The organism is Enterobacter sp. UPMP2061, assembly GCF_053709615.1.
The window spans coordinates 129044-141830 of the sequence record NZ_JBSKJP010000003.1; the positions used below are offsets into that span (position 1 = coordinate 129044).

The following is a 12787-nucleotide window of genomic DNA, read 5'->3' on the forward strand; positions in this document are numbered from 1 at the left end:
ACTCAGTTGTTATTATCCTTAGTATTTAAGTGGTTATGATGTAACGAAAAAACTTGATCTGTGTCAACATATGACGCATATTGCGTGCGGTTATTTTTCGGCTCAGGTAAACAGAATGACGTTGTATCAAAAGATGTTGGTGTTCTACGCAATCATGGCCTCCATCTGCGCATTAATCACCTGGTTCCTGTCTAAAGATCGTAAACGTATTCGCCTGTTGAGCGCATTCCTGGTGGGTTCCACCTGGCCGATGAGCTTTCCTGTTGCCCTGTTGATCTCTCTTTTCTGAAGCACGCTTCCAGAATCGGCATCCAGCCATAGCATTCCATACATTGAGGCTGTATAAATATACAGTTCGTCATACATGGAGTGCTTATGAACAGTTTCTATTCGCAGCAAGCAGGCTGCACTGTGCGCTGGCAGGATCTTCCCGGTTTCGGTGACCCGGTTGTGTTTATCCACGGGTTGGGCTGTGCATCGTCGTATGAATATCCTCGTATTGTCTGTGATACCCGTTTCGGGGGGCGCAGAGCCATTCTGATCGATCTTCCCGGTAGCGGTTACAGTGACAAACCTGACAACTACCGTTATCGCACGAGCGAACAGGCGCAGGTGGTGGTTGAACTGTTAAACCATCTCGCCCTGGATAGTCTCTGGCTGTATGGTCATAGCATGGGGGGGAGTATCGCGATCGAAACGGCAGCACTGTTAACGTCGCGCGTTAAGGGCCTGATAGTATCTGAACCCAATTTTCATGCGGGTGGCGGGATGTTCAGCCGAGCAATTGCGGCCCAAACGGAACAACATTTTCTGGCTCAGGGCTATGATGACATGCTGCGGTCGGAAACGTCGCCGTGGGCTGGAAGCCTTCAAAGCAATGCCCCCTGGGCCGTCTGGCGCGGCGCAACAAGCCTGGTCGAGGGCGTTAAACCTGACTGGGCACACCTGTTCTTGTCATTGAGCTGCCCGGTAATGTTAGTTTTTGGTGAGCGATCCCTGCCTGATGATGATTTTAATCGCCTGCAACAAAACGGTGTTGCTGTAAAAATTATCCCTGATGCGGGCCATTCAATGTCCTGGGAAAACCCGTCAGCGTTGGCTCAGGCTTTATCTGGCTTCATAAACGGCTCATGAAGGGGTAGCCCGCATTGCTGCGGGCTGCAATGATTAAGACAGCAGGGCAGACAAGGCTTTCCGCGCAGCAGGCTGAACGTCATACGGGCACTGATAATCCATGTTTTCAATCGCGCGGGTGTAGAGCGCAACCAGCCAGTCATAAACATAGGCTGTCGCCGCATGGACAGGCTGCTCGCCAAGTCGGGTAAGACGGGGAGAAGCGCTGCTCACAACTGGCGTCACAAAAATTGGCTGACCTTTGCGGATCCGGCTTGCAGGCCGTTCAGAAACGGGCGTCATTTCATAGCCAAGCCAGCTAATGAAATTGCCTGTCGCGGCATGCAGCTGCGCGGCACTGCTTTTATCTTTTTCTGCAATGCGTTGCAGTTGCAGCGGCAGATCCAGCCGGTAGCTGGTAACGATCAGCACATCCGCAATCTGCTGTAATACCTCTGCGTCCAGGCCCAGACGGGCAGCCGCCGCGTCGTTGCGACTCCACTGACGAAGATGGTTAACCCACACGTTATGGGCCAGCCGCGCCTTGTCTTTGGTCTGCAACGCGCCTGGATTTTCCTGCGTCTCTTCCGCAAACAGATCGATAACATCGTTAAACAGGCCGTTGACCTGTTCCTCACGAGGCTGGTGAACGGTCAGCAGCGTCTCAAACGCGTTTAACGGCGGCAGAAGTCCCTCAAGCAGTTCACCATGACGAGCGGCACTGCCTTGCAGCGTTCGGACCATTTTTTCGGCCATTGCCCGCCCTGCGCCAGGCTCCTGAGTGAGAGGCGCGACATATGGGCGAATCAGCGTCGACAGCGACTCTTGTAACAGCCTTTTCAGCGCGCGGAGACGCTTCTGGCGCTGTGCCGGCAGGGTAGCCTGCGACAGCCACTCAATCACCCGCTGCATGCTGTGGGTATCGAGCGCCTGGAGCGTGCCCCAGCGCAGGCCCGGCTGGCCCAGCAATTGCTGCACCGCTTCGTCCAGATTCTGCTTTGTGGTAAACCGCGCATCATGAGGGGTAATGGCCCAGACCAGCCCCGGCAATGCGGATTCTTCAACCGGCTGCGTCTCTTTGACCCAGTTTTGCAGGAGCCTTGCCGTTTTCGCGGTCTGCTGGTGGTGCGCCGTCGCATTGCAGATAACCAGGACATCCGGCTGAATGTGCTGACGATAATGCTCCAGCAACCACAGGCATTTTGCCTGCATTATCAGCGGCGTGTTTTCCTCAGAAATGGCAGGGATATCAATGACGTCAACGTTATCCAGCACGCAGTTCTCAACGGGCAGCACCACTTCGCGGGTCAGAGATGCCAGTACATCGACGGGCAGGCTAATGGCGTTAAGCAGCTCGCCGTTTTTTACCGGATGAAGCAGTGTTTCCTGTGCTTCCGGCACGGTAAACGCCCCGTGCGTAAGGAAGCCTTCGCAGGGCAGACCAAAGCTGTCCACCAGCAGACTCAACGGCGCCGCAAGCGCGCTGGCATGGCTGGTTTGATGCAGCACCTGGGCGAATTTAAGCCACTGCTGGGTTAACTCCTGCTGCTCACCCCACAGCAGAGACCAGACGCTGGCGCGGGTGCTGAGATCAAGCGACGGAACCAGCAGGGCAAACTGGTGCCACAGGGCATCATCAATATGCTGCTTAGCGCCGGGTACTACGCTTTGCCAGAACCGGGCAATGGTCGCGACTTCCCGCGCCGTCATTCCCGGCACGCTCTGCGGTTGACGCAGTGCACGCCACTTCTCAAGCCGGGCTTCAATCACCAATTTATCCACCGCGCGGATCTGCGGATCCAGCGTGGTGCGCGCGATAAACAGCTGCACCAGCTCGGCCTCCGTTACCAGGCGCAGGCGCAGGGGAAACGCGTCGTCTGCGACCTCGCGGGACGCTCTGCTGAAACGCACGGCCATGTTGGTCGGTGCATGCCCGGGGTTAATATGCGAGAAGTAATCAAACGTGCGTTGACCCGGCGTAACGTTCAGCCGTTCGTCCCCGCTGCCGCAAAGAGCAGCCAGCAGGTGCGCTTTCGCGGCCTGCGAGTGGCCATATAAGCCGATACTGCCTTGGCTGACAAGGGCGCGATCGAGCGCCTCTTCACGCGCGCTTACTGCGTTAAGGCGGGCAAGCAGGGCGTCGGCTTCGTTATCAAGCATCGGGGCGTGCTGTCGCGTCTCGTTGATCCACCCGATTAAGGCCTGAGTGGTGGCAGTCGTCGCAGTCATTTGAGGTATACGCTCCCGCTGTCGATCCAGTAGTGGCTGCCGCTGTGTCGGCGATCGGCCAGAGTATTCAGTTTAAAGGTCAGGGCATCCGGCGGCACGGGCGTGCCGTCCTGTAGCCAGGCATCACTCAGCTCGAAAGATTCCGGGCCTTCCTGCTTAGTGCCGCCACGCAGCTTCAGGCGCACGTTCAGTACGCCGTCGCCCGCAATGGCTTTCGCCAGCTCGGCTGAGTTGATGCTCAGGGTATAGAGCGGCGTCGCGGGCCAGCGGGCATTGGCCAACTGCCGGAAGCCGAGCGTAACGTTGCCGCGCAGCGGGAAGTGCAGACGGGCGTCCAGTTTCGCGCCGGGTTTATCGAGGTCGATATCGTGATACCAGACGTTCTCGTCCCGCAGGGTATTGATCGTGTTATCCAGCACGCCCAGATAGCGCACCGTAGAATACGCGCCGATATCCGCTGCTTTAAAGTTAAAGCGCGGCAGACGAAGATCCAGCGCCAGGCTACAGAGCATCGCTCCCACCGCAGCGGTGGATTTCGGGTTGCCGATCCGTCCCTGCTGGCTGAACGGATACCATTCATGAACCTGGTATTTATCCAGCCAGACGATGCGGTTGACGGGCACCGGTTGCAGGTGGCGAATCAAGGCCTGAACGCCCGGCAGACAGCCCGGCCGTCCCGTGATCAGCAGGATATCGCAGCTGTAATGAGAGATCGCCTCACATACCGCATGAAGCGGGGCGGCAAGCGTGAACTGACCCGCCAGCATGGCGTCCCGCATCTCCCGGAAGCTGACGTGCAGCGGTACGCTGAACAGATCAAAGTGTTCTGAGCCGGCAGGCAACGCATGGTCGATCGCCTGCTGGAGATAATTCATCACGTTGCGCGTCGGTTTTTGCGCAAGCAGATCGCCAAAGGTGGCATGCAGCCCGGCCAGCGGATCGTCAACATCGCTCGATTCCCACGCCGCCAGGATCGCGTGACCGATCGGCATAAAGAGCTGAAGCGCCGTCTGCTGGCGCAGGACCGCCTGGGTATCGATCCGCCCGGAGTCACCGAACAGGGATGCCATCAGCTGGGAGGCATCGGCTATGCCGGATTTCTGAAGCTGGGTTTGCAGGGCGGGCAGAACGTAGCGCTGGATCACGTCCAGCAGCGTGTCGTCACCGGCTACCTTAAACCCTTCGCGGAACAGCAGCTGCGGGGTGATTTTGACGTTATTCCCGGAACCATCATCTAACTGATAGTGCGTGATGGCCATATCCGTCGTGCCGCCGCCGATATCAATCGAGGCCACGCGCAGCGCACGCCCCGGCTGGACGCCAGGCTCAGGCGCGCGATCCGGACGGGCGAGGGAGGCGAAAAAGGCCTCGGTCTGGCCACCAAAATGGGAAATGGCTTCGTTATACAGCCACACCAGCTGGCCGCAGCTGGCCTCGTCCCACTCCATCTGGATCTCAGGGACCGGCACCACGCTTTTTTCCTGCTGCTTGCGGCTGGCAAAATCTTCATCCTGCGGGTGCCAGCCCATCGCTTTCCAGACGATGGCGATGGCTTCGAACATGCGGCGACGGAAAATCTCGCGCTCCTGTTTCGGCATCGCCGACGGCAGGGTGAGGATCAGCGTCCGCAACTGGCGGGGAGAGGCCGGGAAGCCGAGCCGCAGGCGGGTGGCCACGCTGTTAATCTGGCCAAGCGCCTGAGCCAGCAGCTCGCAGAGCATGTGCGTCATCAGGGTGCTGCGGCTGTACTGCGGAGAGAACACCGGCAGGCGCTCATCCTGCGGCAGCGTAAAGAGCGGTTCCCCGTCGTCGTTCATCAGGTTCATCAGCGGAAACGCAGTTGCCAGCGGTTCGCGCTGGGTTTTGCTGTTCATCTGGCTAAAGCGCCAGTCCTGCACCACCGGCGTCTCGTCCCACAGATAGCGACGCGGGCTGGAAATGCCGCTGTTGCCTTCGGTGCCCAGACGCTGCATTGCCAGCTTACGCGCTTCATCACCCACGCGGACAATCGACGGCCAGACGAATGCATCCTCCCGGCCGCTTTCCACCGAGAAGTGTTGCTTGCCAAAACGCGCTTCGGAAAACTCAAGACGGCTGGTAAACAGCGGCTCATTCAGGAACTGCGGCTCACTCAGCGATCGTACCTGAAGTTCAGCCGTCTGACGCAGGCCGTCGTTGGCATCACCATGATCTTCAATAATCACGCCGCAGGTGTGGGTGTTGCCTACGTCAAGGATCAAATCGACAGGAATAGCAGGGGTGCTCAGGGTATGGGTGACAAACTTCACTTCCGGCACGGTGAGTTGTTCACCGAGCATGGAGAGCAGGTTGAGCCAGTGCGCCTGATATTCAAAGCTGCGCATGGCCTGATGCAGCTCGCGCTCGGAGCGTTTTTCAACCCCGTCGGCAAACTGCGTGAAGGCTTCACGGAGCCAGCCGTCAATCCAGGTCTGGTCGAGGAAACTTTCAACCTCACTGTCGCGCCAGGCGAGCGCGAAACGTGTGCCGTTCAGGATATCGTTTTCAACCGGCGACAGGGCAGACGTCGCATGCTCTGCAATCTGGCTGTCGAGCGCGACGGTGACCCGGTGCGTATTGCCAGCTGCGTCGGGCGTGGAAAGCTTTCGTACCTGGACGCGCGCCCAGTTATCCGGGCCTTCAACAAACGTCCGCGGCGGGTTAAAGCGCAGGAAAGGGATCGGCAGCCAGACGCCGTCCAGCACGGTCAGGGAGTCATGCAGTGGAATGGTGCTTTCAGGCTTGACCACTTCCGGCTGCCCGCCATCGGTGGCAGGGAGCGTGTACCGGCCGTTAACCAGGTCAAAATCCAGACGCAGCAGCGGGCCATTTGCCGTTTTACGCACGAAACGCCCGTTGCTGGCGGTGTCCTGCGGAGTCAGGCCAAAATCGAGAAACTGCACGCCGCTGTTAGCAATCAGCGTCACGCTCTGTTTATAGTCGCAAAGATTAACCAGCATAGGATCAGACACCTGCTTTCTTGAACGTCAGAGGAACGACGGTGTTGGCATCGTAACGTGCGGTGCATTCCGCCACATCGCTGGCACCTGCCTTACAGGTCACTTCCGGCATCGGATAGCGTGAACCGTCGGTGCAACGCGCGTTTCCGCGCGTTTTGATCAACAGCTCGCCGTTGCTGTGTAATCCGGAAAAGACGTCTACCCGGCAGACAATGTTGTCGCCATGCACGACCCGGGCGAAACCTTTATTGTTCTGGATCTGGTAGCGCAGCGACGGCGGTTTGCCGGTGAGCGGATCCTGCACATCGAGAAACGCGCGCCAGGTGCCGTTCAGGAAGCGCGTTAACCCCGCTTTGACCTGGTTTGCCTCCATCACCATCGCATCTTTCGGTATCGCGGTAATGACCACCGGTTCGGCTGCCGGGGCAGGCGTTTTCACCTTCGGCTCTACCACTTCGGCCTGGTGCAGCGGGAGTTTCAGTTCAAGCGGCTCAACCGACTTTATGGGGGCCGGAGCAATGGCGACGGGTACTGGCGCTGGTGTGGCAACAGGCGCTGCGATTGGGGCCTGTTTTGGCCAGAGCAGCGGGGTGGCGATGGCTGCAATAATGACGGCGGCAACCGGCAGCAACCACAGGGGGGAGCGACGTTTTTTCTGTATGGCCGCCGGTGCGGGCTCTGGCGGCGCGGCGTTCATGCGCACCGGCTCTGGCGTATACAGTTCATCGTCGGTGATACGGACTGTAGTCACAGGCGTGATAAGCGGCGCGTCGGCCTGCTCAAAGGTCACCACCGGGGCCGGTTCTGGCTCCGGTTCAGGTTCAGGCTCGTTAATCACCACTGGCTCAGGTTCAGTGACCAACGATTCGCGCAGGCAGTCCAGCACGTCATCGCGCGCGTTTTCGTTAAGGTTGACGAAACCCCAGAAGCAGATCACCGGCTTGCCATCCACCAGGAAAACAAAGTTTTCACCGGGATACTGAAAGGCTTTTGAGAGCAGAGAGCCAAACAGTTGCTGCGCCGTTTTCGGTGACTGAAGGCATTTTTTACTCAGCGACTCCACGCTGGCGAGCGTGTTTTCCAGATAGCGCAGGGCGCGATAACGATCATCTTCATCCGCCGCCTTCCAGCTGGAGACGGTTCCCTCAACCGGGGAGTACCAGTCAACGCGATCGCCGCCGTCGTTGACCTGGGGGATGGCCAGGCAATCAACGATAGCCTGCTGTTTGCGCAACCGAAGCGCTTCGCGGATTTGCAGCGCTGATTCAAAAACGGCCTGTCCGCCGCCGCCAACGGCCTGAAAATCATCCAGATTACCGCTGCGTAAAAGTGTTTTTGCCACGATTTGGTCCTGTAGACTTTTTCACGCCATTACTTTAGCGAATCAGGTAAGCAAGCAAACGGCTGAGGAGACGGCAAAAGGGACGATTTCTTGCGGCATTGATCGTGACGGTTGTGCTTGACGAATAATGGACCTTAAGGCAAATCGGTTTCTGCGGGCTGATGCTAAAACCAGCGAAATGTACGGCTTTAGAATAACCTGATAGTGATTCGTTATTTGTCAGGCCAAAACGTCTGTGCTGTTATTACTGTTCACTATAATAAAACCGAAAGGGTAATAACCATGTCTACAGGGAAAACCGTGCTGGCCCTCGCGCTGAGCGCGCTGCTACCGGCAAGCGCCGCATGGGCGGAAAACAAAGACACCATTATCTACTGCTCCGAGGCGTCGCCGGAGTCGTTTAACCCGCAGATCGCCAGCTCTGGGCCCTCATTTGTCGCCAGCTCGCAAACGCTGTATAACCGTCTGATTAACTTCGACCCGGTAAAAAACACGCCGGTGCCTTCTCTGGCCGAGTCGTGGACCATTTCGCCAGACGGCAAAACATACACGTTTACCCTGCGTAAAGGGGTAAAGTTCAACAGCAATAAATACTTCAAACCGACCCGTGATTTTAACGCTGATGACGTTATTTTCTCCGTTATGCGTCAGAAAGACCCTAAGCATCCCTATCACAATGTTTCCCAGGGTAATTACGAATACTTTAATGACGTGGGCCTCGACAAGCTCATTCAGGATGTGAAAAAGATCGACGATTATCACGTTCAGTTCACGCTGAGTGAACCCAACGCGGCGTTCCTCGCCGACTGGGGAATGGACTTCGCCTCGATCCTCTCTGCCGAGTACGCGGACGCGATGCTGAAAAAGGGGACACCTGAATATGTGGACACCTGGCCAATCGGCACCGGCCCGTATGTGCTTCAGCAGTACAAGGTGGATTCGCTGATCCGCTACGTCGCCAATCCGAACTACTGGGAGGGTGAGGTGCCGACCAAACACCTGATCTTCTCCATCACGCCAAACGTTGAGACGCGTCTGGCGAAGCTGCAAACGAACGAGTGTCAGATCATTCCTGCGCCGTCGCCGGTGCAGTTTGAAGCGATCAAGAAAAACAAAGACCTGACCCTGCACTCGGTGGATGCGCTGAACGTGGGGTACCTGGCGTTCAACACGGAGAAAAAACCGTTTGATAACGTGCTGGTGCGCCAGGCTCTGAATTACGCAACGGACAAAAAGGCCATTGTTAACGCGGTCTTTATGGGGTCTGGTACGGTCGCTAAATCGCCGATCCCGCCGAACATGCTCGGCTTTAACAAAGACCTGAAGGATTACGGCTACGATCCGGAAAAAGCGAAAGCGCTGCTGAAGCAGGCGGGTCTGGATAAGGGCGCGGAAGTGACCCTCTGGTCCATGCCGGTTCAGCGTCCGTACAACCCGAACTCGCGACGCATTGCGGAGATGATCCAGGCTGACTGGGCGAAAGTGGGCGTGAAGGCGAAAATCGTCTCATACGAGTGGGGGGAATATCTCTCCGGCATGCGTAAAGGCGAGCATGATTCCGCGCTGTTCGGCTGGATGTCTGATAACGGCGATCCGGACAACTTCGCCGATGTGCTGCTGGGTTGTAACAGCATCAAAACCGGATCTAACGCCGCGCGCTGGTGTGATAAGGGGTATGATGAGCTGGTGCAAAAGGCCAAACTGACCAGCAACCCGGACGAACGTGCGAAGCTGTATGGCCGGGCACAGGAGATTTTCTACCAGCAGGCACCGTGGATTGCGTTAGCTAACGGCAAAACGTTCTACGCGACCCGCAGCAACGTGACCGGGTACAGCGTGAGTCTGATGGGCAGTGACTTCTCGAAAGCGAAGCTGAACTGATCGTATTCTTGCCGGGTGGCGGCTATGCCTTACCCGGCCTACAGTTACCACCCGTAGGCCCGGTAAGCGTAGCGCCACCGGGCATTTGGAAAGGAGTGACAATGTCACATTTAAACGATGTTATCGCCCGCGTCGATGCCGCCATCGAAGAGAGCATAATTACCCACATGAACGAACTGCTGATCGAATTAAGCGACGATGCAGAGCTCAGCCGTGAAGATCGCTATACCCAGCAGCAGCGCCTGCGTACCGCGATTGCGCATCATGGTAAGCAGCATAAAGAAGAGGCGGAGGCGCGCCATGCCCACCTCACGCAGGGTGGGACTATCCTGTAAGGGTTAAAACTGGCGCCGTGCCACCAGCCAGGCGCCGACCACCAGCATCACTGCGCCGCAGACCGGGCCAACCAGCGCCCTCAGGGGGACACCGTTGCTCTTGAGGATGTCCATCACCAGGCCGCCAATCAGCTGGCTTGCTACCAGCACGGCAATGGTCGTTGCCGCGCCCACATTCTGATACCCGCTAATACTGGCAAAGACAAAAAATGACCCCAGCAGGCCGGGGATCAACGTCCACCAGCGCACCGTTGACGCCAGTTCGCTAAACCCCGCCAGGCCATTTTTCACCAGCAAAATGCTGACAAACAGCACAATCCCCACCAGCGAGTTCAGCAGCATGGCGATAAGAATAGTGGAAGAGGATTGCGTAATGCGCACCATCAGGGTGTTTTGCACCACCAGCCCAATCCCGGCGGCCACCAGAAACGCTAACGTCAACGATTGATTCATGGCAGAGCATCCGGATCGCTGCGCTCATCGAGCTGGAGTTGCATAAAGGTTAAATCCAGCCAGCGACCGAATTTGGTTCCCACCTGCGGCATATTTCCGGTGGTAATAAAGCCCAGGGTTTTGTGCAGATGAATCGACGCCTGATTCTGCGCCTCAATACCGGCAACCATCACATGTTTACCAATCTGGCGGGCTTCCTTGATTAATTCCGTCATCAGCAGCCGACCGATGCCTTTGCCCTGATGATCGGGATGAACGTAAACCGAGTGCTCCACCGTATGGCGAAAACCGTCGAACGCTCGCCAGTCGCCAAATGAGGCGTATCCCGTCACAACACCTTCTTCTTCACTGACCAGCACCGGATAACCCAACAGCGTGCGCGCCTCAAACCATGCAATACGGTTATCGGTGTCGACAGTTGTATCGTTCCAGATAGCGGCGGTGTGCAGCACCGCATGGTTATAAATTTCACCGATAGCGGCACAATCTTCTTTGCAGGCATGACGAACGATCATGGTTAACCTCTGGCTGTGTTGTTTACTATAGTAGTACGATTCACTCACAATATTACACAGTTCTTGTGTTGCATCGCTACGACAAAATCCCTATTTTTTTGTCACCAAACTGCCCCGAAAAACCATCCGTACACTATAGTATGACGTCATGAACACAATGACAGACAATATGAATCAACGCATTAGCGCCCGCATACGCCTTGAACGCGAGTCGCGGGGCTGGTCATTAAGCGAACTGGCCGAACGGGCAGGTATTTCACGCGCCATGATCCATAAGATTGAACGGGGGGACAGTAGCCCAACGGCGACGCTGCTTGCCCGGTTATCCGGTGCCTTCGGTATTAGCATGTCTACGCTCATTGCGCGCGCGGAAATGCAGGAGGGCAAACTGTTACGTCTGGCGAACCAGCCCGTCTGGCGCGATCCGCAAACCCACTATTTACGTCGTCATGTGTCGCCGCGCAGCGATATGCCTATTGACCTCGTCCAGGTGGAACTGCCCGCGGGCAGCGATGTGCCGATGCCCGCCTCCTCTTATGCGCTGGCGCGACAGCTGATTTGGTTGCAGGCAGGTGAACTGGTCTTTCTGGAGGGGGACACCCGCCATGAAATGAAGGCCGGAGATTGTCTGGAACTCGGGCCGCCGAACGACTGCCGGTTTATTAACGAAACGGATGAATCGTGCCTTTATCTGGTCGTGCGGCTTAATCAGTCCGGCTCATAATGCAAAGGCGATCCGCAGGATAACGTGCCAGACTTGAATGACATTTTCAGCTGTAAGGAGCGATGAATGAGTCAATCAACTACGCAAAACCGACGCTGGGTACTGGCTTCCCGTCCACACGGCGCACCGGTTGCCGAAAATTTCCGCCTGGAAGAGCAGCCGATCCCCACGCCCGCAGAGGGGCAGGTGTTATTACGCACCGTATGGCTCTCGCTTGATCCGTACATGCGGGGCCGTATGAGCGATGCCCCATCCTATTCACCTCCTGTCGAGATTGGCGCGGTGATGGTGGGCGGCACGGTAAGCCGCGTCGAGACCTCCCGCCATCCGGATTATAAAGAGGGCGAGTGGGTTCTGGGCTACAGCGGCTGGCAGGAGTATGAACTTTCCGACGGGAAAGGGCTGGTCAGGCTGGGCGAAAACCCGTCGCACCCTTCATGGGCACTCGGCGTGCTGGGAATGCCGGGCTTCACCGCGTATATGGGGCTGCTTGATATCGGCCAGCCTCAGGCGGGAGAAACGCTTGTCGTGGCGGCAGCCACGGGGCCGGTCGGCGCAACGGTGGGGCAGATCGGTAAAATCAAGGGGTGCCGGGTTATCGGCGTGGCTGGCGGGGAGGAGAAATGCCGTCATGCGGTCGACGTGCTCGGTTTCGACGCCTGTCTGGATCACCATGCGGATAATTTTTCCGAACAGCTGGCGAAAGCCTGCCCGCAGGGCATTGACGTGTATTATGAAAACGTCGGCGGTAAAGTCTTTGACGCCGTACTGCCGCTCCTGAATACCTCCGCGCGCGTACCTGTTTGCGGACTGGTCAGCGGCTACAACGCGACCAACCTGCCGGATGGTCCGGATCGCTTGCCGCTGCTGATGGGGACCATCCTCAAAAAACGCATCCGCATGCAGGGCTTTATCATCGCTCAGGACTATGGTCATCGTATCGACGAGTTCCAGCAGGAAATGGGACGCTGGGTGAAGGAAGGCAAAATTCACTATCGCGAGCAGGTCACCGAAGGGCTGGACGCGGCGCCGGAGGCGCTGATTGGGCTGCTGGAAGGGAAAAACTTCGGCAAGGTCATGATCCGCGTGGCGGCGGACTAAACAGAGCATCGGTTATGGCGGGCAAAGTCCGCCATAATTATTTGTGAAGATACGATATATTGTCTTTAATTAATCCATAAGCATTGCGCGCCATCGGCCCAGCTGAGCCAGAAGTG

At 57.1% G+C, this 12787-nt stretch carries 11 protein-coding genes; 6 read left to right on the forward strand and 5 right to left on the reverse strand.

Annotated features, from left to right (window positions below; genetic code table 11):
• The first annotated feature begins 115 nt into the window (after positions 1 to 115).
• Positions 116 to 289 carry a GhoT/OrtT family toxin gene (locus ACWKXX_RS09440; RefSeq protein ID WP_003856960.1) on the forward strand — a complete coding sequence of 58 codons (174 nt, stop codon included), beginning with the start codon at positions 116 to 118 and terminating at the stop codon, positions 287 to 289.
• An 86-nt stretch (positions 290 to 375) separates the two neighbouring features.
• Positions 376 to 1134: an alpha/beta fold hydrolase gene (locus tag ACWKXX_RS09445; RefSeq protein WP_284329612.1), complete on the forward strand. Its 759-nt coding sequence runs from the start codon at positions 376 to 378 to the stop codon at positions 1132 to 1134.
• Between the two features lie 33 nt (positions 1135 to 1167).
• Here the strand turns inward: ACWKXX_RS09445 and ACWKXX_RS09450 are convergent, their stop codons facing one another.
• Genes ACWKXX_RS09450 through ACWKXX_RS09460 form a run of 3 tightly spaced genes read right to left on the reverse strand, consistent with a single transcriptional unit; the run spans position 1168 to position 7662 of the window.
• Positions 1168 to 3342, reverse strand: a complete 2175-nt coding sequence (locus ACWKXX_RS09450) for a virulence factor SrfC family protein (protein WP_284329611.1) — start codon at positions 3340 to 3342, stop codon at positions 1168 to 1170.
• Positions 3339 to 6320, reverse strand: coding sequence for a virulence factor SrfB (locus tag ACWKXX_RS09455; RefSeq protein WP_032619621.1), 2982 nt, complete (start codon positions 6318 to 6320; stop codon positions 3339 to 3341). The genes ACWKXX_RS09450 and ACWKXX_RS09455 overlap by 4 nt, the downstream gene beginning before the upstream one ends.
• 4 nt (positions 6321 to 6324) lie before the next feature.
• Positions 6325 to 7662 (reverse strand): SrfA family protein, encoded by a 1338-nt coding sequence (locus ACWKXX_RS09460; protein ID WP_023303795.1) that lies wholly within the window; start codon positions 7660 to 7662, stop codon positions 6325 to 6327.
• A 282-nt stretch (positions 7663 to 7944) separates the two neighbouring features.
• Between ACWKXX_RS09460 and ACWKXX_RS09465 the strand changes: the two genes are divergently transcribed.
• Entirely contained in the window at positions 7945 to 9543 is a 1599-nt protein-coding gene (locus ACWKXX_RS09465) for an ABC transporter substrate-binding protein (protein WP_023303794.1), read from the forward strand.
• Between the two features lie 101 nt (positions 9544 to 9644).
• Entirely contained in the window at positions 9645 to 9878 is a 234-nt protein-coding gene (locus ACWKXX_RS09470; RefSeq protein WP_017382275.1) for a YdcY family protein, read from the forward strand.
• Positions 9879 to 9881: 3 nt separating this feature from the next.
• On the opposite strand, the gene ACWKXX_RS09475 is transcribed toward ACWKXX_RS09470, so the two are convergent.
• Together ACWKXX_RS09475 and ACWKXX_RS09480 are read right to left on the reverse strand one after the other, a co-directional pair.
• The gene (locus ACWKXX_RS09475) at positions 9882 to 10331 is read right to left on the reverse strand and encodes a DMT family transporter (protein WP_015570448.1); all 450 of its coding nucleotides are present in this window, start codon (positions 10329 to 10331) and stop codon (positions 9882 to 9884) included.
• Positions 10328 to 10846, reverse strand: a complete 519-nt coding sequence (locus ACWKXX_RS09480) for a GNAT family N-acetyltransferase (RefSeq protein WP_032619622.1) — start codon at positions 10844 to 10846, stop codon at positions 10328 to 10330. Before ACWKXX_RS09480 ends, ACWKXX_RS09475 begins: the two co-directional genes overlap by 4 nt.
• A gap of 148 nt (positions 10847 to 10994) precedes the next feature.
• Here ACWKXX_RS09480 and ACWKXX_RS09485 point away from each other — a divergent pair, with 148 nt between their 5' ends.
• Positions 10995 to 11570: a helix-turn-helix domain-containing protein gene (locus ACWKXX_RS09485; RefSeq protein WP_017382277.1), complete on the forward strand. Its 576-nt coding sequence runs from the start codon at positions 10995 to 10997 to the stop codon at positions 11568 to 11570.
• Positions 11571 to 11636: 66 nt separating this feature from the next.
• Positions 11637 to 12671: an NADP-dependent oxidoreductase gene (locus tag ACWKXX_RS09490; protein ID WP_261666217.1), complete on the forward strand. Its 1035-nt coding sequence runs from the start codon at positions 11637 to 11639 to the stop codon at positions 12669 to 12671.
• Positions 12672 to 12787 lie beyond the last annotated feature (116 nt).